Origin of the sequence: Bacteroides difficilis, from assembly GCF_048319815.1 — a bacterium.
GTDB classification, from domain to species: domain Bacteria; phylum Bacteroidota; class Bacteroidia; order Bacteroidales; family Bacteroidaceae; genus Bacteroides; species Bacteroides zhangwenhongii.
The window spans coordinates 2392317-2414122 of record NZ_CP182814.1 but is presented as its reverse complement, the minus strand read 5'-3'; the positions used below and the strand labels follow the sequence as shown (position 1 = coordinate 2414122).

Here is a 21806-nt window from a genome sequence, read left to right as displayed (position 1 = left end):
AGACTCTGTGTACTCTGTGTCCTCTGTGGTGAAATTAAAGAAAGAAGCATAATTTTAATATATATATCATTATGAAAGCATTAACAAAAACAGATTTCAACTTTCCGGGACAGAAAAGCGTGTACCACGGAAAAGTGCGCGATGTGTACAACATCAACGGCGAAAAACTCGTCATGGTAGCAACCGACCGTATTTCGGCCTTTGACGTAGTACTGCCCGAAGGTATCCCTTACAAAGGACAAATGCTGAACCAGATTGCAGCTAAATTCCTTGACGCCACTACTGACATTTGCCCGAACTGGAAACTGGCTACTCCGGACCCGATGGTAACGGTAGGTGTATTGTGCGAAGGCTTCCCGGTAGAAATGATTGTACGCGGCTATCTGTGCGGCAGCGCATGGCGTGCTTACAAAAGCGGCGTACGCGAAATTTGCGGTGTGAAGTTACCGGACGGAATGCGTGAAAACGAGAAATTTCCGGAACCAATCATCACTCCGACTACAAAAGCCGAAATGGGATTGCACGACGAAGACATCTCCAAAGAAGAAATCCTGAAACAAGGACTGGCTACTCCGGAAGAATATGAAGTTCTCGAAAAATACACATTAGCTCTCTTCAAACGTGGCACTGAAATCGCAGCAGAGCGCGGACTGATTCTCGTAGATACAAAATACGAATTCGGTAAGCATAACGGTACCATCTATCTGATGGACGAAATCCACACGCCGGACTCAAGCCGTTATTTCTACTCTGAAGGTTATCAGGAACGTTTCGAAAAAGGCGAACCGCAGAAACAGCTTTCTAAAGAATTCGTCCGCGAATGGTTGATGGAGAACGGTTTCCAGGGTAAAGAAGGTCAGAAAGTGCCCGAAATGACTCCGGCTATCGTACAGAGCATCAGCGACCGTTATATCGAATTGTTCGAAAACATCACCGGTGAGAAATTTGTAAAAGAAGATACCAGCAATATTGCTGAACGTATCGAAAAGAACGTTATGAATTTCTTGACTGAATAAGAATGGATTACCCGCAACAACATATCAAACCTTACGACAAGGAAGGAAAGAAAACCGAGCAGGTGGAACGTATGTTCGACAACATCGCGCATGCCTACGATAAGTTGAATCACACCTTATCCTTAGGGATAGACCGCAGTTGGAGACGTAAAGCCATAGCCTGGCTTCGCCCTTTCCATCCGCAACGTATGATGGATGTAGCTACCGGCACAGGAGATTTTGCCATCCTTGCCTGCCGCGAGCTGCAACCCACTGAGTTAATCGGCACGGATATATCAGAAGGTATGATGAATGTGGGACGTGAAAAAGTAAAGAAGGAAGGACTCTCGGACAAAATATCTTTTGCCCGGGAGGACTGTACTTCACTCTCTTTTGCCGACAATGGCTTTGACGCTATTACCGTAGCTTTCGGTATCCGCAACTTCGAAGACCTCGACAAAGGTCTCTCCGAGATGCGCCGTGTACTGAAACCGGGAGGCCATCTTGTGATTCTGGAGCTAACCACTCCGGAGCGCTTTCCGATGAAGCAACTATTTTCCATCTACTCAAAAATCGTCATTCCGTTACTGGGCAAACTTCTCTCCAAAGACAACAGCGCTTACCGTTATTTGCCGGACACCATCAAAGTATTTCCGCAAGGGGAAATAATGAAAGGAGTTCTTTCAAAAGCCGGATTCGGTGAAGTGAGTTTCAAGCGGCTGACCTTTGGTATCTGCACTCTTTATACTGCGACAAAATAGTGAGTTAATTAATTTAATCCTTTTCTTTTATGGAAAAATATGGTTTAATCGGTTATCCTCTGAGACATTCATTTTCTATCGGATACTTTAATGAGAAATTCAAATCCGAGGGTATCGATGCAGAGTATGTGAATTTCGAGATTCCCAGTATCAATAACTTCATGGAAGTCATCGAAGAGAACCCCAATTTATGCGGACTCAATGTCACCATTCCTTACAAGGAGCAAGTAATTCCTTTCCTGGATGAACTCGATCGTGACACGGCAAAGATAGGTGCAGTAAACGTGATTAAAATCATCCGCCAACCAAAAGGTAAAGTAAAATTAGTAGGTTATAACTCTGACATTATCGGATTTACCCAATCCATACAGCCTTTATTGCAACCCCATCACAAGAAAGCCTTGATTCTAGGTACCGGCGGGGCCTCCAAAGCAGTCTATCACGGACTTAAAAATCTGGGAATCGAAAGTGTATTCGTTTCACGCACTCATAAAGCGGACAATATGCTGACTTACGAAGAGCTAACCCCCGAAATCATGGCGGAACATACGATTATCGTCAACACTACTCCCGTAGGTATGTTTCCTAAGGTCGATTTCTGCCCGAATATCCCATACAATCTAGTAACTCCAAACCATTTGCTCTACGATTTGTTATATAATCCGAATGTTACCCTTTTTATGAAAAAAGGGGAAGCACAAGGAGCCGTCGTCAAAAACGGTCTGGAAATGTTGCTTCTTCAAGCATTCGCCGCTTGGGAAATCTGGCATAAGTAAATCACATTTCCCCTCACTCTCGGCAGAAGAAGTCAGGGGCAAATCAAAGAGGTATAATTATGAGGAGAAAAGTTGTCTATAGCATTATCGTTGTCATGTTGATATTGACCGGCTGTACCATTGGAGGAAGTTTCTATATGTTGAATTTATCTCTGACGCCGGATGGCAAGATATTGTCTAAAGACGCTGATTCTTATCCTTTTATGTACAGAAACTATCCTTTTCTGCGTTCATGGGTAGATAGTCTGCGACAAGTAAATGCCCTGAAAGACACTTTTATCGTCAACCCGCACGGCATACAGCTTCATGCTTACTATGTGGCTGCTCCCAGACCCACAAACAAAACCGCAGTTATTGTACACGGATATACGGATAATGCCATCCGTATGTTTATGATCGGTTACCTCTACAATCGGGATTTAGGCTTCAACATTTTGCTTCCCGACCTTCAGCACCAAGGCGAAAGTGAAGGTCGGGCCATTCAGATGGGATGGAAAGACCGTCTGGATGTATTGCAATGGATGAACATCACCAATGCTATCTTTGGAGACAGCACGCAGATGGTAGTGCACGGTATTTCGATGGGAGGCGCAACCACAATGATGGTATCCGGTGAGGAGCAGCAGCCTTTCGTCAAGTGCTTTGTGGAAGATTGCGGTTATACCAGTGTGTGGGATGAATTTTCCCATGAGCTGAAAAGTTCTTTCGGTCTCCCTCCTTTCCCTTTGATGTATACCACCAGTTGGCTATGCGAAAAGAAGTACGGATGGAATTTCAAAGAGGCCTCTTCGCTGAAACAAGTAGCAAAATGCAAACTACCGATGTTGTTTATCCACGGCGACAAAGATACATACGTTCCGACTTGGATGGTTTATCCGCTTTACGAAGCAAAACCGGAACCTAAAGAACTTTGGATAGTACCGGGTGCGGCTCACGCCCTTTCATACAAAGAGAATAAACAGGAGTACACAGACAAAGTCCGTAAGTTTGTCGGGCAATATATTCATTAAACGATGAAATTAATATTCACATTCATAGCTATTACTTTCTTGCTGACCCCCTTACGGGCTCAGGAGAAAGTGTACACAGTAGACAATCTTCCGAAAGTCCACTTACAGAACAAAATGCAATATGTATGTAATCCTGCGGGAATACTGTCAAAAGCAGCCTGTGATAGTATAGACTCCATGCTTTATGCTTTAGAACTGCAAACCGGTATTGAGACAGTCGTTGCAGTGGTTCCCTCCATTGGAGAGGAAGATTGTTTCGATTTCTGTCATCAACTGCTCAATCAATGGGGGGTAGGAAAGAAAGACAAGAATAACGGTTTGGTTATTCTATTGGTAACCGACCAACGCTGCATTCAATTTTATACCGGATACGGTCTGGAAGGAGTTCTCCCCGACGCCATCTGCAAGAGGATTCAGACGAAATACATGATTCCGTATCTGAAAGACGGGAATTGGAATGCCGGAATGGTGGCCGGTTTGAAAGCGACTTGCCAAGTCCTTGACGGTTCTATGGAGAACGATTCTCTTTCCGGTTCAACCAATAACGGAGGTTCATTCGATTTCATCCTCGCCATATTTTTCTTTATACTGATTGGTGGAGGTATCGCTTTCCTTTCCGCACGCAAGCAAAGCCGTTGTCCGAAATGCGGAAAGCACACGTTACAAAGAAGCGGTAGCCGGCTGATCTCCAGAGTCAATGGCGTGAAAACCGAAGACATCACTTACACGTGTAGAAATTGCGGTCACACCCTCACACGTCGCCAACAAAGTTATGACAATGATTATCATCACCGAGGTGGTGGCGGCGGTCCGTTTATTGGTGGTTTCGGCGGAGGCAGAAGTTTCGGAGGCGGAGGCGGTTTTGGCGGAGGAAGCTTCGGTGGAGGAATGGGCGGCGGAGGTGGTGCCGGTTCACGATTCTAGTCAATTCACGACTCCAACTAAAACCTAGGAAAGTCAAGGAAACACCAAGATTTAAAATCAAATTATCAATATCAATCAATAAAAACGATAAATATGAAAAAGTCAGTTATCATTATTTTAGCTGTTATAGCTGTCATTGTCATTTGGGCTGTCAGCATGTACAACGGTCTTGTCGCTATGGATGAGAAAGTAAATGGTCAATGGGCCAATGTAGAAACTCAATACCAACGCCGCGCCGATTTAATTCCCAACCTGGTAAATACAGTAAAAGGGTATGCGACACATGAAAAAGAAACGCTGGAAGGAGTGGTTGAAGCACGCAGTCAAGCAACACAAATGAAAGTCGATGCAGCCGACCTGACACCGGAAAAACTCGCTCAATATCAGAAAGCACAGGGTGCCGTTACTTCCGCCTTAGGCAAATTATTAGCGATCACGGAAAATTATCCGGATTTGAAGGCTAATCAGAACTTCCTTGAACTACAAGCACAATTGGAGGGGACGGAAAACCGTATCAACGTGGCACGCAAAAATTTCAATGATGCTGCACAGGCTTATAACACCAATATCCGTCGTTTCCCCAAGAATATCTTTGCCGGAATGTTCGGATTTGAAAAGAAAGCTTACTTCGAAGCGGAAGAAGGTAGCGAAAAAGCACCGAAGGTAGAGTTCTGAAAAGAGGCAACGGCATTTCTAGTAAGATAGTTGGCTGTACAAAAAAAAAGCAGTACTTTTGCAGCCGTATACAAAATAATTCTATAACTCATGAGTAATCAACGATACATGATGCGTGGCGTAAGCGCATCAAAAGAAGATGTGCACAACGCCATCAAGAACATCGACAAAGGAATTTTTCCTAAAGCATTCTGCAAAATCATTCCCGATATATTGGGAGGCGATCCGGAATACTGTAACATCATGCATGCCGACGGAGCCGGAACCAAGTCTTCGCTTGCTTATATGTATTGGAAAGAAACCGGCGACCTATCCGTTTGGAAAGGTATTGCGCAGGACGCTTTGATCATGAATATCGATGACCTGCTTTGCGTGGGAGCCGTAGATAATATTCTTGTCTCTTCTACCATCGGACGCAACAAGCTGTTAATTCCGGGGGAAGTAATTTCCGCCATTATCAATGGAACGGATGAGCTGCTTGCCGAGCTCCGCGAAATGGGAGTAGGCGTATATGCCACCGGTGGTGAGACAGCCGACGTCGGTGATCTTGTCCGCACTATTATTGTTGATTCCACAGTAACTTGCCGCATGAAACGTTCGGATGTGATAGACAATGCCAACATCCGTCCGGGTGATGTAATTGTCGGTCTTGCTTCTTACGGACAAGCTACTTATGAAAAAGAATACAACGGCGGCATGGGCAGCAACGGCCTGACAAGTGCCCGCCACGATGTATTCGGCAAATACCTTGCAGAAAAATATCCGGAAAGCTATGATGTGGCAGTTCCCGAAGAACTGGTTTATTCTGGAAATCTAAAATTGACAGACAATGTGGAAGGCTCTCCGATCGACGCCGGCAAGTTAGTACTCTCTCCTACCCGTACATACGCGCCGGTAGTAAAGAAGTTGTTGGATGCACTACGTCCTGAAATACACGGAATGGTACACTGCTCCGGTGGTGCACAAACCAAAGTTTTACACTTTGTTGAAAACGTTCGTGTAGTGAAAGATAACCTTTTCCCTGTTCCTCCTTTATTCAAGACTATTCAAGAACAAAGTGGCACAGATTGGGCGGAAATGTACAAGGTGTTCAATATGGGACATCGGCTTGAAGTCTATCTGTCACCGGAACATGCTGAAGAAGTTATCGCCATTTCCGAATCATTTGGAATACCGGCACAGATTGTCGGGCGTATCGAAGCATGTGACAAGACTGAATTAATCATTAAGAGTGAATTCGGAGAATTTAGATACTAAAGAATGGCAGATAACAGTACCATATTAGAGAAACTGGACGGTCTTGTAGCCCGTTTTGAAGAAATATCAACCCTCATCACCGACCCGGCAGTCATTGCCGACCAGAAACGTTATGTCAAACTGACAAAGGAATACAAGGAACTGAATGACTTGATGAAAGCCCGCAAGGAATATATTCAATTACTGGGCAACATCGAAGAAGCTAAAAATATCCTTGCCACCGAGTCGGATGCAGATATACGCGAAATGGCCAAAGAGGAAATGGACCTTAGCCAGGAACGCCTTCCGGTATTGGAGGAAGAAATCAAGTTAATGCTTGTTCCTGCCGACCCGCAAGACAGCAAGAATGCCATTCTTGAAATTCGTGGTGGAGCAGGAGGCGATGAAGCGGCAATCTTTGCCGGTGACCTTTTCCGCATGTATGCCAAATACTGCGAAGTAAAAGGATGGAAACTGGAAGTCTCCAACGCCAATGAAGGAACTGCCGGCGGATACAAGGAAATAGTTTGTAGCGTCACGGGAGACAATGTTTACGGCACATTGAAGTATGAATCGGGTGTACACCGCGTACAGCGTGTTCCCGCCACAGAGACTCAGGGACGTGTACATACTTCGGCAGCTTCGGTAGCCGTACTTCCTGAAGCGGAAGAGTTCGATGTGGTCATCAACGAAGGAGAGATCAAATGGGATACTTTCCGAAGTGGCGGCGCGGGTGGACAGAACGTTAATAAGGTAGAATCCGGAGTGCGTCTGCGCTATATCTGGAAGAACCCTAATACCGGTGTTGCCGAAGAAATCCTGATCGAATGTACCGAGACACGCGACCAACCCAAAAATAAAGAGCGCGCATTGGCCCGCCTCCGTACTTTCATCTACGACAAGGAGCATCAGAAATATATCGACGACATTGCTTCCAAACGTAAAACGATGGTTTCAACGGGAGACCGCTCTGCGAAAATCCGTACATACAACTATCCGCAAGGACGTATCACCGACCACCGCATTAATTACACGATTTATAATCTTGCGGCTTTCATGGACGGGGATATACAAGACTGTATCGACCACCTGATCGTAGCTGAAAATGCGGAACGGTTGAAGGAAAGCGAACTTTAGATAAGTTGAAAGTTGAGAGTTGAGAGTGATTCTAAAATAGTAATATATAAATAATAAAATGGATAAGAAAGAATTATTTGAAAACATAAAACGCAAAAAATCATTCCTTTGTGTAGGGCTTGATACTGACATCAAGAAAATCCCGGAACATCTGCTGAAAGAAGAAGATCCGATTTTTGCTTTCAATAAGGCAATCATCGACGCGACAGCCGATTTGTGCATAGCCTACAAACCCAATTTGGCTTTTTACGAAAGTATGGGTGTAAAAGGATGGATCGCTTTTGAAAAGACAGTAAAGTATATCAAGGATAATTATCCGGATCAGTTCATCATTGCCGATGCAAAACGTGGTGACATAGGAAACACTTCCGCCATGTATGCCCGTACTTTCTTCGAGGAACTGGATATCGACTCTGTAACCGTAGCTCCTTACATGGGAGAAGACAGTGTGACTCCGTTTCTTACTTACGACAACAAATGGGTTATCCTGTTGGCATTGACTTCCAACAAAGGATCTCATGACTTCCAATTGACAGAAGATGCAAATGGCGAACGTCTGTTTGAAAAAGTACTACGCAAATCACAGGAATGGGCAAACGATGACCGTATGATGTACGTAGTAGGTGCTACTCAAGGACGTGCTTTTGAAGATATCCGCAAAATTGTTCCTGACCATTTCCTTCTCGTTCCCGGTATCGGAGCGCAAGGCGGCTCGCTCGAAGAAGTTTGCAAATATGGTATGAATAGCACTTGTGGATTGATTGTAAACTCTTCCCGTGGCATTATCTACGTAGATAAGACAGAAAAGTTTGCAGAAGCTGCCCGTACTGCCGCACAAGAAGTTCAGGCACAAATGGCAGAACAATTGAAGAGAGTGATTAACAATCAGTAATTAAGTGGTCTACGAAAGAAAGATAATTAACGACCCGGTATTCGGGTTCATTAATATCCCCAAGGGGTTGCTGTATGATATTGTACGTCATCCCCTATTGCAGCGTCTTACCCGCATCAAGCAGGTAGGACTCTCATCGGTAGTATATCCCGGTGCACAGCACACCCGTTTCCAACATTCACTGGGAGCATTCTACCTAATGAGCGAAGCAATCACCCAACTAGCGTCCAAAGGTAATTTTATCTTTGACAGTGAAGCGGAAGCTGTGCAGGCTGCCATCCTTCTGCATGACATTGGGCATGGCCCATTCTCACACGTACTGGAGGATACAATCGTGAAAGGAATTCCTCACGAAGAAATTTCCCTCATGCTGATGGAACGGATGAACAAGGAGATGAACGGACAACTCAGTCTTGCCATCCAAATCTTCAAGGATGAATATCCAAAACGTTTCTTGCATCAGCTGGTTAGCGGGCAACTGGACATGGACCGGCTTGATTATCTTCGTCGTGACAGTTTTTATACAGGAGTAACAGAAGGAAACATCGGCTCTGCACGGATCATAAAAATGCTTGATGTGGCCGATGACCGTCTCGTAGTCGAGTCTAAAGGTATCTATTCCATAGAGAACTTTCTTACGGCACGCCGTCTGATGTATTGGCAAGTATACCTGCACAAAACTTCGGTCGCATACGAAAAAATGTTGATCAGTACTCTTCTACGCGCTAAAGAACTAGCCTCACAAGGAATAGAACTGTTCGCATCGCCTGCATTACGTTTCTTCCTTTACAACGACATCACTCCTACAGAATTCTACAGCAATCCCGATTGCCTGGAGAATTTTATCCAGCTGGATGACAATGATATCTGGACGGCTTTGAAAGTATGGAGCACACATACCGATAAAGTACTTTCTACTTTAAGTATGGGAATGATTAACCGAAATATCTTCAAAGTGGAAATTTCGTCGGAACCGATTAGTGAGGACAGAAAAAAAGAATTAACTTTGCAAATCAGCCAACAACTAGACATCCCCCTTTCCGAAGCGAACTATTTTGTTTCTACCCCCAGCATCGAAAAGAATATGTACGACCCGGCAGATGACAGTATTGACATTATCTATAACGACGGCACAATCAAAAACATAGCCGAAGCTTCGGACATGCTGAACATCTCATTATTGTCCAAAAAGGTAAAGAAATACTATCTCTGTTACCAGAGATTACACAGATAAGTATAAAATATTCATTCAATAACACGGAAATCTGAAAAAAAAGTCCGTTATTTGTGAACTAATTAAATTTTAAACAAAAGACATGGAGTTCTCGGCTAAGCAAATTGCAGAATTTATCCAAGGGGAAATCATTGGAGACGAAAACGCTACGGTACACACATTCGCTAAAATTGAAGAGGGAATGCCCGGAGCTATTTCTTTCCTGTCGAACCCTAAATATACACCTTATATCTACGAAACACAATCAAGCATTGTCCTGGTTAACAAGGATTTTACTCCTGAACATGAAATCAAAGCCACTCTTATCAAAGTGGAAAATGCATACGAAAGCCTGGCGAAACTGCTCAATCTCTACGAAACGAGCAAACCTAAAAAACAAGGTATTGATTCACTAGCATTTGTCGCCCCCAGTGCCAAGATTGGTGAGAATGTATACATTGGTGCTTTTGCCTATATCGGTGAAAATACCGTAATTGGAGATAACACCCAGATTTATCCGCATACTTTTGTTGGAGACGGCGTGAAAATAGGTGATAATTGTCTGCTTTACTCAAATGTCAACATCTACCACGACTGCCGTATAGGTAATGAATGTATCCTGCATTCAGGTGCTGTGATCGGGGCGGACGGATTTGGCTTTGCTCCTACTCCGAACGGATACGATAAGATTCCTCAAATCGGAATCGTGATTCTGGAAGATAAAGTGGATATAGGCGCCAATACCTGTGTAGACCGTGCTACAATGGGAGCTACAATAGTACATAGTGGTGCTAAAATAGATAATCTGGTGCAGATAGCACATAATGATGAAATAGGTTCACATACGGTAATGGCTGCGCAAGTCGGTATTGCCGGCTCTACAAAAATCGGTGAATGGTGTATGTTCGGCGGTCAGGTCGGTATTGCCGGACACATCAAAATAGGGGATAAAGTAGGATTGGGTGCACAATCCGGTGTTCCCGGAGACATCAAATCCGGAAGCCAGCTGATCGGAACTCCACCTATGGACCCCAAACAATATTTCAAAGCGTCCATCGTAAGAAAAAGCCTGCCGGATATGCAGAAGGAGCTACGTGACCTGCGCAAAGAAATCGAAGAATTAAAACAACTATTAAATAAGTAACCAATGCTGAAACAAAAAACGCTGAAAGATAGCTTTTCACTGAGCGGGAAAGGTCTTCACACTGGACTTGATCTCACTGTAACATTCAATCCGGCTCCGGACAATCACGGATATAAAATCCAACGTATTGACGTAGAAGGACAACCAATAATCGATGCAGTAGCCGACAATGTGGTGGAAACCACACGTGGTACTGTTTTGTCGAAGAATGGAGTTAAAGTAAGCACCGTGGAACATGGTATGGCAGCCCTTTACGCATTGGGCATTGATAACTGTCTTATCCAGGTAAACGGCCCGGAATTTCCGATATTGGATGGTAGTGCACAATATTATGTACAAGAAATAGAACGTGTAGGAACAGTAGAACAGAATGCTGTCAAGGACTTTTATATTATCAAATCTAAAATAGAGTTCCGGGATGAAACGACCGGTTCATCCATCATCGTATTGCCGGATGAGAATTTTAGCCTGAATGTATTGGTTTCCTACGATTCAACCATCATTCCGAATCAGTTTGCAACACTCGAAGATATGCATAAATTCAAAGACGAAGTGGCTGCCAGCCGTACTTTCGTCTTTGTTCGCGAAATAGAACCGTTACTTTCCGCCGGCCTGATTAAAGGTGGCGACTTGGATAACGCTATCGTAATCTACGAACGTAAGATGTCGCAAGAAAGTTTCGATAAGTTGGCAGATGTGATGGGAGTACCCCACATGGACGCCAACCAGTTAGGCTATATTAATCACAAGCCATTGGTTTGGCCGAACGAATGTGCACGTCACAAATTACTTGATGTTATCGGTGACCTTGCTTTAATCGGTAAACCGATCAAAGGACGTATCATCGCTACCCGTCCCGGGCATACTATCAACAACAAATTCGCCCGTCAGATGCGGAAAGAAATCCGTCTGCACGAAATCCAGGCACCGGGCTATGACTGCAATCGGGAACCGGTAATGGATGTAAACCGTATCCGTGAGCTACTGCCTCACCGTTATCCGTTCCAATTGGTGGACAAAGTAATTGAAATTGGTGCCAACTATATTGTAGGCGTCAAGAATATCACTGCTAATGAACCTTTCTTCCAAGGTCATTTCCCACAAGAACCCGTTATGCCGGGTGTACTTCAGGTAGAGGCTATGGCACAGGTCGGAGGTTTGCTTGTTCTCAACTCTGTTGATGAACCGGAACGTTATTCTACTTATTTCATGAAGATAGACGGTGTGAAATTCCGCCAGAAAGTAGTGCCGGGAGATACACTGATTTTCCGTGTGGAATTGTTAGCCCCCATCCGTCGTGGAATCTCTACCATGAAAGGTTATGCATTTGTTGGAGAGAAAGTGGTTTGCGAAGCTGAATTCATGGCACAAATAGTAAAAAACAAGTAATTAACAATTGGAAATTCAAATGATAAGTCCTTTAGCGTATATCCATCCCGAAGCTAAAATAGGGGAAAATGTAGAAATTGCGCCTTTTGTATTCATAGATAAAAACGTGGTTATCGGCGACAATAATAAAATTATGGCTAATGCCAATATTTTATATGGCTCGCGTATCGGTAACGGAAACACTATATTTCCGGGAGCCGTCATTGGGGCCATCCCGCAAGACCTTAAATTTCGCGGAGAAAAATCAACCGCTGAAATCGGAGACAACAACCTGATTCGCGAAAACGTAACAATCAACCGTGGTACGGCAGCTAAAGGGCGCACGATTGTGGGAAGCAACAACTTACTGATGGAGGGTGTGCACGTAGCGCACGATGCATTAGTGGGAAACGGATGTATCATAGGCAATTCTACCAAAATGGCAGGCGAAATCGTGATTGACGACAATGCAATCGTCAGTGCTAACGTATTGATGCACCAATTTTGTCATGTAGGTAGTCATGTAATGATTCAAGGCGGATGTCGTTTCAGCAAAGATATCCCTCCTTACATCATCGCAGGACGCGAACCGATCGCCTTCAGTGGTATCAACATCATCGGTCTGCGCCGTCGCGGTTTTGCCAATGAAGTGATCGAAAGCATTCACAATGCCTATCGTATCATCTATCAAAGTGGTTTGAATACGACAGAAGCATTAAAGAAAATTGAAGATGAATTTGAAAAGAGTCCGGAGATTGACTATATTATCAACTTCATCCGTAACTCAGAGCGTGGCATTATTAAATAAACAGTTCAAAATAGTCATATTATGATATACAGATTTACTATTATATCTGATGAAGTTGACGATTTTGTCAGAGAAATACAAATTGACCCGGAAGCTACTTTCTTTGACTTCCATGAGGCAATACTGAAATCAGCAGGGTATACAAACGACCAGATGACTTCTTTTTTTATCTGCGATGATGATTGGGAAAAAGAAAAAGAAGTAACTCTGGAAGAAATGGATGATAATCCCGAAATGGATAGCTGGGTGATGAAAGAAACTACAATCAGCGAATTAGTAGAAGATGAGAAGCAGAAATTACTCTACGTATTCGATTACATGACAGAACGTTGTTTCTTCATCGAACTATCTGAGATTATCACCGGAAAGAATATGACAGGTGCCAAATGTACCAAGAAATCCGGAGAAGCTCCCAAACAGACTGTAGATTTTGAAGAAATGGCTGCTAGCGGCGGTTCGCTTGATTTAGATGAAAATTTCTATGGCGACCAAGACTTCGATATGGAAGACTTCGACCAAGAAGGATTCGATATCGGTGGCGATGCAGGTAGCCCTTATGATGAAGATAAATATTAATTTAACGATTAGTGATTTAATGATAAGTGTGGTAAAGATTCGTTTTATCCACAGATCATTAAATCACTAATCTGTTACCATTAACCACTTATCCCCCTTGCCTACTCTCATTGTTCTTATAGGTCCTACCGGTGTAGGAAAAACAGAATTAAGCCTACGGATAGCAGAGTCTTTTCAAACAAGCATTGTATCTGCTGATTCAAGACAACTTTATGCCGAATTAAAAATAGGTACGGCAGCTCCTACTCCCGACCAGCTCAAACGTGTACCTCATTATTTGGTCGGTACGCTCCATTTGACAGATTATTACAGTGCCGCTCAATACGAAACGGAAGCGTTGGAAATCCTCGATAAGTTATTTATGCAACACGAGGTCGTAGTTCTTACCGGTGGCTCAATGATGTATGTAGACGCTATTTGTAAAGGTATCGACGATATTCCTACCGTTGATGCGGAAACCCGCCAACTCATGCTACAGAAATATGAGGAAGAAGGACTTGAACAACTCTGTGCAGAACTTCGCCTGCTGGATCCGGAATATTATCGGATAGTCGATCTGAAGAATCCCAAACGGGTAATTCATGCATTGGAAATTTGTTATATGACCGGACGCACTTATACTTCGTTCCGCACCCAACAAAAGAAAGAACGTCCGTTCCGCATTATTAAAATAGGATTAACCCGTGACCGGGAAGAGTTGTATGACCGTATTAACCGTCGGGTAGATATGATGATGGAAGAAGGATTACTGGAAGAAGTACGCTCGGTACTTCCCTATCGCCACCTCAATTCGCTCAACACAGTAGGTTATAAAGAGCTGTTCAAGTATCTGGATGGAGAATGGGAACTCCCCTTTGCCATAGATAAAATCAAGCAAAACTCCCGCATTTATTCACGTAAACAGATGACTTGGTTCAAACGGGATGAAGAAATACAATGGTTCCATCCGGAACAAGAAACGGAGATACTGGCGTACCTCCGTCAATTCTTATCATAATGTATTCTGACCGTATTTGAAAAATCCACTGTTATTCTTCAGATGCGGTTATTTTTATTGTTGAAGTTACTGTATCATTCACAGTACGAATAGGAATCTGACGTACTTGATATTCCTCTTTTACTAAAAGATTCACTTCAATCACTCCATTCTTCCCCTTATCACCATAAGCCGCCAAAGCATTCTTATCTTTCAATACAGATATGCTTCTAATACGATCAGGAGATATATTTGCCAAAGGATCATCACCAGAAGCCTCTTTGCCATCAATAATAATCAAAGGCTTCCCTCCAGTAGCAGAATGAAACGTAACACCCCAATTCTTAGCCCCACTATTCAATGCGTCTAACCTTGTTTTATTAAGACTTCCTATTTCTATCTTTTTCGGTTTAAACTTCTTTTCCGAATATAGCTTTATATCCATCAATCCATCCTTAGCCTTTTCCCCATAAATCTTGATAGCCTTTTCAGCACCTATAACCGAGATACTCTCAATACGTTCCGGATTCAAAGCATTTACCACTTCATAATCCGACTCCTTCCCATTAATAATAACTAAAGGTTTTTCTTCACCTGAAACTCCCCGCACCGAAAGAGCTACCTTCTTTTCTCCGGATGTTAAGACAGAATCTTTCTTTTCTGCACGATACCCTACTACTATCACCTTATTTTTAGCAGTATCAGCCGGTTCTTTAACAACATTTTCTTCACTCTTTTTTTCTACAATTGCTGCCAAATCATTAACTTTGGCAACAGAAATCTCTTCCATTTTTTCAGAGATTTCAGGACGGGCAAAAGCAGTTACTGCAATAGCTGCCAACGGAAGTACATACAAATACTTCAACCGTGCCCACGGATTCGATTTTTCTTTTAACATCATAGTGATACGTTTTTTAAGTTTACTGTGATTAAAGCTGTTGACCATAGAGTAGAGCCTTGTGCCAACAGCTTTTTTTATTAATAATAGTTGATATTCTTTCGCGTTTACACCCTCATTGATTACAGTCTCATCCGCTTCGTACTCATGAATATTCTGCAACTCTTGTTTCAACAACCATGCACCGGGATTGAACCATTGGAAAAAGATACAAATATCCGCCAATAACAAGTCAATAGAATGGCGGTGGTGAATATGAGCCATTTCATGTATGAGAATCTCCCGCCCATTCTCTTCCAGATCTTTTTGACTAATCACAATATACTTCATCCAACTGAACGGAGCTATCTCTTGATGGTGTATCACAAGCGTACCCCCTTTCTCTAACTTCTCCCGTTTTCCGGAATGTATCAACCGGAAAAGACTTATCAACGAATAAATACTCCGACAGGCAAGAAATAGAATACCCGCCAAATAGACCAGCAAAACAACTTGTATCCAGGACGCCACCGTTTCCTGCACTGCACCGGCTTCAACAGGGGTAGCTTCCAACTCTGCCATCAGTAGCAACTGCTCGATGGAAAGCATAGCCTGTTGCACCTCAACCTGATGCCGGGTAGTTACTTCGATACAAGGAATGAGTAATGAAAAGAACAACACTCCCAATAAAGCCATCCGATTGAAACGATGAAAAGTTTCCTTGCTAAGTAATAACCTGAAAAACAGGTAAAACAAAACAAGACAAACTGACGATTTTAATATATAGATGAAGAAAACTCCCATAGCATAGATTTTCGTTAAAAAGATTAGTGTTTCTTATCAGCCTGTTCCACTTCGTGAATAAGTTGCTTCAATTCATCCAGCGATATATCTTCCTCCTTAACCAAAGAAGAAACAGCATTCAGATAAGAATTATTAAAATACTTGCTAATCACATTCCGCAACGTTCCTTTACGAAAATCCTCTTCGCTGACTACAGGATAGTATTGATAAGTATTCCCAAAAGTATAGTGAGCTAAAAAGCCTTTTTCTTCCAGCCCACGCACAATCGTAGATAATGTATTAAAATGCGGCTTGGGCTCTTCATAGAAAGCCAACATTTCTTTCACGAACAAGGGGCCTTTTTCCCAGAAAAAGCCCATAATTTCTTCTTCTTTTGCTGTTAATCCTTTCATATTTGCAACTTTGTTTGCTGCAAATAACGAAAAGTTTTAGTTCATAAACTAATTTATTTAGTTAATGTAAACTAAAAGCTATAGTTAAGAAGAAAAGCTTACTATTAAATACCTGTGAAACAGAATTTCTACTAATCCTTTAGCCCCACAGTTTATTTGTAATATTTAAAGTCCTTTTCACAAAGAGATTGAAACTTCCCAATAATCCTTATCAAATCTGCATAAAAATCCATCAGGTTTTGTCGAATCTAAGTTTATTGTTACTTTTGCAATTACGAATAAAAACCAAAACCGAATTAAAAAAGCAGATGAAAAAGATCAGCATCACTCTATTACTCTGCCTTCTCTGTCTGACAGGAATGGCACAAGGACAAAAAGCACTCGATTTAAAAGATATCACCTCGGGACGTTTCCGCCCGGAAAATATTCAAGGCGTAATTCCGATGCCTGATGGAGAACATTACACACAAATGAATGATGACGGCACTCAAATCATCAAATATTCTTTCAAGACAGGTGAAAAAGTAGAGGTGATCTTCGATGTAAAGACTGCCCGCGAATGTGATTTCAAGCACTTCGACAGCTATCAGTTCTCACCCGACGGAAAGAAACTACTGCTTGCTACCAAGACGACCCCGATTTATCGGCACTCATATACAGCTGTACATTATATCTACCCTTTGAAACGAAATGATAAGGGCGTTACGACAAACAACATTATTGAGCGGCTGTCTGACGGCGGACCTCAACAGGTCCCCGTCTTTTCTCCGGACGGAACAATGATAGCTTTTGTCCGCGATAACAATATCTTTCTTGTGAAACTGCTTTATGGCAATAGTGAAAGCCAGATTACCGAAGACGGTAAACAGAACTCTATTATCAACGGCATCCCGGACTGGGTGTATGAAGAAGAATTCAGTTTTAACCGTGCGTTGGAATTCAGTGCCGATAATACGCAAATCGCTTACATCCGTTTTGACGAATCGGCAGTACCGTCCTATTCTTTTCCGGTATTTGCCGGACAAGCACCCCACATTAATGCTTTGAAGGACTATCCGGGTGAATATACCTACAAGTATCCGAAAGCCGGATATCCGAATTCCAAAGTCGAGGTACGCACTTATGATATCAAATCGCACGTCACCCGCACAATGAAACTTCCGTTGGATCCGGATGGATACATTCCCCGCATCCGCTTTACCAAAGACGCCAACAAGCTGGCCATCATGACACTGAACCGTCATCAAGACCGCTTCGATCTTTATTTTGCCGACCCACGTTCAACACTTTGCAAACTGGTGCTACGTGATGAATCACCCTATTATATCAAGGAGAACATCTTCGATAATATCGAATTCTATCCTGAATATTTCAGTTTGCTCAGCGAGCGTGACGGTTATAGCCACCTCTATTGGTACAGTATGGGAGGCAATCTGATCAAAAAGGTTACAAACGGCAAATACGAAGTAAAAGACTTCTTGGGATATGACGAAGAGGACGGATCTTTCTATTACACCAGCAATGAAGAAAGTCCTTTGCGTAAAGCAGTCTACAAGATAGATAAGAAAGGTAAAAAGACCAAGCTGTCTCAAAAAAGCGGAACCAACACCCCGCTCTTCAGCAAATCAATGAAGTACTACATGAATAAGTTTACGAGTCTTGATACTCCCATGTTGGTTACGTTGAACGACAATTCGGGTAAGACTCTCAAAACATTGGTTACGAATGACAAGTTGAAACAGACCCTGTCCGGATATGCTGTGCCGCAGAAAGAATTCTTTACTTTCCAGACTACGGATGGTGTAACCTTGAACGGATGGATGATGAAACCTGTTAATTTCTCCGCATCGAAGAAATATCCGGTGTTGATGTATCAATATAGCGGACCGGGCTCGCAACAAGTATTGGATACATGGGGAATCAGTTGGGAAACCTATATGGCGAGTCTCGGCTACATCGTAGTATGCGTGGATGGTCGGGGAACAGGAGGACGCGGAGAAGCCTTCGAGAAATGTACCTATCTGAAAATCGGAGTAAAAGAAGCCAGAGACCAAGTGGAGACCGCTCTCTATCTCGGTAAACAAGCATACGTGGATAAAGACCGGATCGGTATTTGGGGATGGAGCTACGGCGGATACATGACTCTAATGAGCATGAGCGAAGGTACTCCCGTTTTCAAGGCAGGCGTAGCCGTTGCCGCACCGACCGACTGGCGTTTTTATGACACTATTTATACCGAACGTTTCATGCGTACTCCCAAAGAGAATGCAGAAGGATACAAGGCCTCATCCGCTTTTACCCGTGCCGACAAACTGCATGGCAACTTGTTGCTCGTACACGGTATGGCAGATGACAACGTTCATTTCCAGAATTGTGCAGAGTATGCCGAGCAGCTGGTACAACTCGGAAAACAGTTTGATATGCAGATTTATACCAATCGCAATCACGGAATATACGGTGGAAACACTCGTCAGCACTTATACACCCGGTTGACTAACTTCTTCTTGAACAATTTGTAATGGCTGACAGAGTACGTAAGCCTGAATGGCTGAAAATTAATATCGGTGCCAACGAACGGTACACTGAAACCAAACGAATAGTTGACTCCCACTGCCTGCACACAATCTGTAGCAGTGGGCGTTGCCCCAATATGGGAGAATGCTGGGGGAAAGGAACGGCTACTTTCATGATCGGCGGTGACATCTGCACCCGCAGTTGTAAGTTTTGCAACACACAGACCGGTCGGCCACATCCGCTGGATAGTAACGAGCCTACTCATGTGGCAGAGTCTATCGCACTCATGAAACTCAACCATGCTGTCATCACTTCCGTAGACCGTGACGACCTCCCGGACTTGGGGGCCGAACATTGGGCACGTACCATCCGCGAGATAAAGCGCCTGAATCCTCAGACTACCATCGAAGTGCTGATACCCGATTTTCAAGGAAAAACGGAACTGGTAGATCTCGTGATAGAGGCCCATCCCGACATTATTTCACACAATATGGAAACCGTACGCCGCATTAGTCCGCTAGTGCGCAGTGCAGCCAACTACGACACAAGTCTGCAAGTAATCGGCCGCATCTCTTCCAAAGGAGTGAAATCAAAAAGCGGCATTATGGTCGGTTTAGGAGAAACGCCCGAAGAAGTGGAAACATTGATGGATGACTTATTGACTGTCGGTTGCCAGATTCTTACTATCGGACAATACCTGCAACCCAGCCACCGTCATTATCCCGTTGCAGAATACGTAACTCCCCTCCAATTTGCGAAATACAAAACAATCGGTTTAGAAAAAGGATTTAACATTGTAGAGAGCGCTCCCCTTGTCCGTTCATCCTACCATGCAGAGAAACACATCCGTTAGCAAACAAAACACAGGCACTATTTGTTTTATAAGCAGAACCGACAAATAAACATTAAGTAGAGATGGAGCATAAAGGAATACTTTCTTCCGCATTTAACATGTCACTGGGTTTTGTCCCCGTTATTATTTCCATTTTATTGTGTGAACTTATAACGCAAGACACGGCTATTTACATCGGTACAGGTATAGGTATCGTAGGTATATATCTTTCTCACCGACAAAAGGGGGTACTACTCCCTAACTTTATCCTATACATAGCAACCGGAGTATTGTCATTATTATCCTTAGCCGCACTCATTCCGGGAGATTATGTTCCGCCGGGTGCTCTACCGCTTACCTTGGAAGTAGGTATTCTCATTCCCATGTTAAGCCTTTATATGCATAAGAGAAGGTTTATCAACTATTTCTTAAGGCAGATAGGCGCTTGCAAAAAACGTTTATATGCCCAAGGAGCCGAAGCCGCTGTCGTATCGGCACGTATTGTCTTGATTTTCGGTATACTTCATTTTATCATTATCAGTATTACCGTTATTCTCCAGTCTCCGTTGAGCAAGACCAGCTTGTTTGTACTTTATAAGATACTGCCTCCTACAGTCTTTATAATGAGTATCTTGTTCAACCAGATCGCCATCCGTTTCTTTAATCACCTGATGGCTCACACAGAGTACGTGCCTATTGTCAATACCAAAGGAGACGTGATTGGAAAGACTCCCGCGATAGAAGCCATCAATTATAAGAACACCTATATCAACCCGGTGATACGCATAGCTGTCTCCACACACGGAATGCTCTTTCTTTGTGACAGACCGTCCACAGCCATTCTGGATAAGAACAAAGTGGATATTCCAATGGAATGTTATCTTCGCTATGGAGAATCCTTGACAGAAGGTGTCAACCGTCTGATCAGTAATGCAATTCCCCAAGCAAAAGATATCAAGCCGGAATTCAATATCGTCTATCACTTTGAAAATGAAGTGACAAACCGTCTCATTTATCTATTTATCATCGATTTGGAGGACGATTCCGTTCTGTGTACTCCCCGCTTCAAGAACAGCAAGTTATGGAATTTCAAACAGATCGAAGAGAATCTAGGGAAAGGCTTCTTCAGTTGTTGTTTCGAAGATGAATACGAACACCTGAAAAACGTTATTTATATAAGAGAAAAATACAAGGAATCTTAGACAGATCGGGCACATGCCCCTTCCAGTCTTTCACCGTACGTGTCTGGATATACTCTCCTTCGCAAGTAATATTGGCGGCAATGCACAACTTCGTTTGCGGACGGCAGTTTTGTAGAATGTCTTCCACCATTTTGTGATTCCGATAAGGCGTCTCGATAAACAGTTGTGTCTGATTCTCAGCATACACGCGCTGCTCCAATGCCTTCAGTTTCTTGCCACGTTCTCCCGGTTCAATCGGCAGATAACCATGAAATGCGAAACTCTGACCGTTAAAGCCCGAACCCATCACCGAAAGAATAATGGAAGAAGGTCCGACCAGAGGCACCACCTTCAACTTTTTACGCTGTGCAATAGCCACCACATCCGCTCCCGGATCAGCAACAGCCGGACACCCCGCCTCTGAGATAACTCCCATAGAAGCACCACCTATCAGAGGTTTCAAGTAACCGGAAATATCCTCGGGCGAAGTATGTTTATTCAACGGATAAAACGTCAACGCATCAATATCAATCTCCTTATCTACCTTTTTCAGAAAACGACGGGCCGAACGGATATCTTCGACTATAAAATACCGGATACCGGAAATGATTTCCTTATTATAAGAAGGCAATACTTTCTCAATAGGCGTATCACCTAAGGTCACGGGCAACAAATAAAGGGCAGTTTCCACTTTTAAATGAAGAATTAAGAATTA

The 21806-nt window shown here is 43.2% G+C and carries 21 protein-coding genes; 18 read left to right on the top strand and 3 right to left on the bottom strand.

The window, feature by feature from the left end; all coding sequences use genetic code 11:
- Window positions 1–71: 71 nt before the first annotated feature.
- From ACNOGP_RS08840 to miaA, 15 genes are all read left to right on the top strand, one after another.
- Window positions 72–1016 carry a phosphoribosylaminoimidazolesuccinocarboxamide synthase gene (locus ACNOGP_RS08840; RefSeq protein WP_007757719.1) on the top strand — a complete coding sequence of 315 codons (945 nt, stop codon included), beginning with the start codon at window positions 72–74 and terminating at the stop codon, window positions 1014–1016.
- A 2-nt stretch (window positions 1017–1018) separates the two neighbouring features.
- Window positions 1019–1756: a bifunctional demethylmenaquinone methyltransferase/2-methoxy-6-polyprenyl-1,4-benzoquinol methylase UbiE gene (gene ubiE, locus ACNOGP_RS08835; RefSeq protein WP_418214589.1), complete on the top strand. Its 738-nt coding sequence runs from the start codon at window positions 1019–1021 to the stop codon at window positions 1754–1756.
- 29 nt (window positions 1757–1785) lie between these two features.
- Window positions 1786–2532: a shikimate dehydrogenase family protein gene (locus ACNOGP_RS08830; RefSeq protein ID WP_143865524.1), complete on the top strand. Its 747-nt coding sequence runs from the start codon at window positions 1786–1788 to the stop codon at window positions 2530–2532.
- A gap of 59 nt (window positions 2533–2591) precedes the next feature.
- Entirely contained in the window at window positions 2592–3542 is a 951-nt protein-coding gene (locus ACNOGP_RS08825; protein WP_195476521.1) for an alpha/beta hydrolase, read from the top strand.
- 3 nt (window positions 3543–3545) lie between these two features.
- On the top strand, window positions 3546–4466 hold the full coding sequence (locus ACNOGP_RS08820; protein ID WP_195531801.1) for a TPM domain-containing protein: 921 nt from the start codon (window positions 3546–3548) through the stop codon (window positions 4464–4466).
- A 93-nt stretch (window positions 4467–4559) separates the two neighbouring features.
- Window positions 4560–5141: a LemA family protein gene (locus ACNOGP_RS08815; protein WP_007757729.1), complete on the top strand. Its 582-nt coding sequence runs from the start codon at window positions 4560–4562 to the stop codon at window positions 5139–5141.
- A gap of 90 nt (window positions 5142–5231) precedes the next feature.
- Window positions 5232–6398, top strand: a complete 1167-nt coding sequence (locus ACNOGP_RS08810) for an AIR synthase-related protein (protein ID WP_418214588.1) — start codon at window positions 5232–5234, stop codon at window positions 6396–6398.
- 3 nt (window positions 6399–6401) lie between these two features.
- Window positions 6402–7514, top strand: a complete 1113-nt coding sequence (gene prfA / locus ACNOGP_RS08805; protein WP_418214587.1) for a peptide chain release factor 1 — start codon at window positions 6402–6404, stop codon at window positions 7512–7514.
- Window positions 7515–7572: 58 nt separating this feature from the next.
- Window positions 7573–8406, top strand: coding sequence for an orotidine-5'-phosphate decarboxylase (pyrF, locus tag ACNOGP_RS08800; RefSeq protein ID WP_143865530.1), 834 nt, complete (start codon window positions 7573–7575; stop codon window positions 8404–8406).
- A gap of 4 nt (window positions 8407–8410) precedes the next feature.
- A complete protein-coding gene (locus tag ACNOGP_RS08795) occupies window positions 8411–9640 on the top strand; it encodes an HD domain-containing protein (RefSeq protein ID WP_143865531.1) in 1230 nt (409 codons plus the stop codon).
- An 82-nt stretch (window positions 9641–9722) separates the two neighbouring features.
- A complete protein-coding gene (gene lpxD, locus ACNOGP_RS08790) occupies window positions 9723–10763 on the top strand; it encodes a UDP-3-O-(3-hydroxymyristoyl)glucosamine N-acyltransferase (protein ID WP_272720300.1) in 1041 nt (346 codons plus the stop codon).
- A 3-nt stretch (window positions 10764–10766) separates the two neighbouring features.
- Window positions 10767–12152, top strand: coding sequence for a bifunctional UDP-3-O-[3-hydroxymyristoyl] N-acetylglucosamine deacetylase/3-hydroxyacyl-ACP dehydratase (locus ACNOGP_RS08785; protein WP_007757741.1), 1386 nt, complete (start codon window positions 10767–10769; stop codon window positions 12150–12152).
- A 19-nt stretch (window positions 12153–12171) separates the two neighbouring features.
- A complete protein-coding gene (lpxA, locus tag ACNOGP_RS08780) occupies window positions 12172–12939 on the top strand; it encodes an acyl-ACP--UDP-N-acetylglucosamine O-acyltransferase (protein ID WP_418214586.1) in 768 nt (255 codons plus the stop codon).
- A 21-nt stretch (window positions 12940–12960) separates the two neighbouring features.
- Window positions 12961–13515, top strand: coding sequence for an IS1096 element passenger TnpR family protein (locus ACNOGP_RS08775; RefSeq protein WP_007765005.1), 555 nt, complete (start codon window positions 12961–12963; stop codon window positions 13513–13515).
- A gap of 97 nt (window positions 13516–13612) precedes the next feature.
- Window positions 13613–14512, top strand: coding sequence for a tRNA (adenosine(37)-N6)-dimethylallyltransferase MiaA (gene miaA, locus ACNOGP_RS08770; protein ID WP_418214585.1), 900 nt, complete (start codon window positions 13613–13615; stop codon window positions 14510–14512).
- 31 nt (window positions 14513–14543) lie between these two features.
- Here the strand turns inward: miaA and ACNOGP_RS08765 are convergent, their stop codons facing one another.
- Both ACNOGP_RS08765 and ACNOGP_RS08760 read right to left on the bottom strand, forming a co-directional pair.
- Window positions 14544–16172 (bottom strand): M56 family metallopeptidase, encoded by a 1629-nt coding sequence (locus tag ACNOGP_RS08765; RefSeq protein WP_418214584.1) that lies wholly within the window; start codon window positions 16170–16172, stop codon window positions 14544–14546.
- 23 nt (window positions 16173–16195) lie between these two features.
- Window positions 16196–16564 (bottom strand): BlaI/MecI/CopY family transcriptional regulator, encoded by a 369-nt coding sequence (locus ACNOGP_RS08760; protein ID WP_009000503.1) that lies wholly within the window; start codon window positions 16562–16564, stop codon window positions 16196–16198.
- A 308-nt stretch (window positions 16565–16872) separates the two neighbouring features.
- On the opposite strand from ACNOGP_RS08760, the gene ACNOGP_RS08755 reads away from it, so the two are divergent.
- The 3 genes from ACNOGP_RS08755 to ACNOGP_RS08745 all read left to right on the top strand — a co-directional run bounded on the left by ACNOGP_RS08755 (window position 16873) and on the right by ACNOGP_RS08745 (window position 21112).
- Complete coding sequence (locus ACNOGP_RS08755) at window positions 16873–19083, top strand: S9 family peptidase (RefSeq protein ID WP_418214583.1); 2211 nt, start codon at window positions 16873–16875, stop codon at window positions 19081–19083.
- Window positions 19083–19931: a lipoyl synthase gene (gene lipA / locus ACNOGP_RS08750; protein ID WP_418214582.1), complete on the top strand. Its 849-nt coding sequence runs from the start codon at window positions 19083–19085 to the stop codon at window positions 19929–19931. The genes ACNOGP_RS08755 and lipA overlap by 1 nt, the downstream gene beginning before the upstream one ends.
- Before the next feature lie 62 nt (window positions 19932–19993).
- Window positions 19994–21112, top strand: coding sequence for a hypothetical protein (locus ACNOGP_RS08745; protein WP_007764997.1), 1119 nt, complete (start codon window positions 19994–19996; stop codon window positions 21110–21112).
- Here ACNOGP_RS08745 and ACNOGP_RS08740 read toward each other — a convergent pair.
- Window positions 21078–21782 (bottom strand): SAM-dependent methyltransferase, encoded by a 705-nt coding sequence (locus ACNOGP_RS08740; RefSeq protein WP_186966803.1) that lies wholly within the window; start codon window positions 21780–21782, stop codon window positions 21078–21080. The two genes, ACNOGP_RS08745 and ACNOGP_RS08740, sit on opposite strands and share 35 nt — an antisense overlap.
- Between the last annotated feature and the right edge of the window lie 24 nt (window positions 21783–21806).

Bases quoted from the DNA above. Each gene is read 5' to 3' on its own strand.
- prfA (WP_418214587.1), top strand. From the start codon at position 6,402: ATGGCAGATAACAGTACCATATTAGAGAAACTGGACGGTCTTGTAGCC.
- lpxD (WP_272720300.1), top strand. From the start codon at position 9,723: ATGGAGTTCTCGGCTAAGCAAATTGCAGAATTTATCCAAGGGGAAATC.
- ACNOGP_RS08755 (WP_418214583.1), top strand. From the start codon at position 16,873: ATGAAAAAGATCAGCATCACTCTATTACTCTGCCTTCTCTGTCTGACA.
- pyrF (WP_143865530.1), top strand. From the start codon at position 7,573: ATGGATAAGAAAGAATTATTTGAAAACATAAAACGCAAAAAATCATTC.
- ACNOGP_RS08745 (WP_007764997.1), top strand. From the start codon at position 19,994: ATGGAGCATAAAGGAATACTTTCTTCCGCATTTAACATGTCACTGGGT.
- ACNOGP_RS08765 (WP_418214584.1), bottom strand. From the start codon at position 16,172: ATGGGAGTTTTCTTCATCTATATATTAAAATCGTCAGTTTGTCTTGTT.
- ACNOGP_RS08840 (WP_007757719.1), top strand. From the start codon at position 72: ATGAAAGCATTAACAAAAACAGATTTCAACTTTCCGGGACAGAAAAGC.
- ACNOGP_RS08820 (WP_195531801.1), top strand. From the start codon at position 3,546: ATGAAATTAATATTCACATTCATAGCTATTACTTTCTTGCTGACCCCC.
- lpxA (WP_418214586.1), top strand. From the start codon at position 12,172: ATGATAAGTCCTTTAGCGTATATCCATCCCGAAGCTAAAATAGGGGAA.
- ubiE (WP_418214589.1), top strand. From the start codon at position 1,019: ATGGATTACCCGCAACAACATATCAAACCTTACGACAAGGAAGGAAAG.
- ACNOGP_RS08785 (WP_007757741.1), top strand. From the start codon at position 10,767: ATGCTGAAACAAAAAACGCTGAAAGATAGCTTTTCACTGAGCGGGAAA.
- ACNOGP_RS08825 (WP_195476521.1), top strand. From the start codon at position 2,592: ATGAGGAGAAAAGTTGTCTATAGCATTATCGTTGTCATGTTGATATTG.
- ACNOGP_RS08830 (WP_143865524.1), top strand. From the start codon at position 1,786: ATGGAAAAATATGGTTTAATCGGTTATCCTCTGAGACATTCATTTTCT.
- lipA (WP_418214582.1), top strand. From the start codon at position 19,083: ATGGCTGACAGAGTACGTAAGCCTGAATGGCTGAAAATTAATATCGGT.
- ACNOGP_RS08810 (WP_418214588.1), top strand. From the start codon at position 5,232: ATGAGTAATCAACGATACATGATGCGTGGCGTAAGCGCATCAAAAGAA.
- ACNOGP_RS08775 (WP_007765005.1), top strand. From the start codon at position 12,961: ATGATATACAGATTTACTATTATATCTGATGAAGTTGACGATTTTGTC.
- ACNOGP_RS08760 (WP_009000503.1), bottom strand. From the start codon at position 16,564: ATGAAAGGATTAACAGCAAAAGAAGAAGAAATTATGGGCTTTTTCTGG.
- ACNOGP_RS08815 (WP_007757729.1), top strand. From the start codon at position 4,560: ATGAAAAAGTCAGTTATCATTATTTTAGCTGTTATAGCTGTCATTGTC.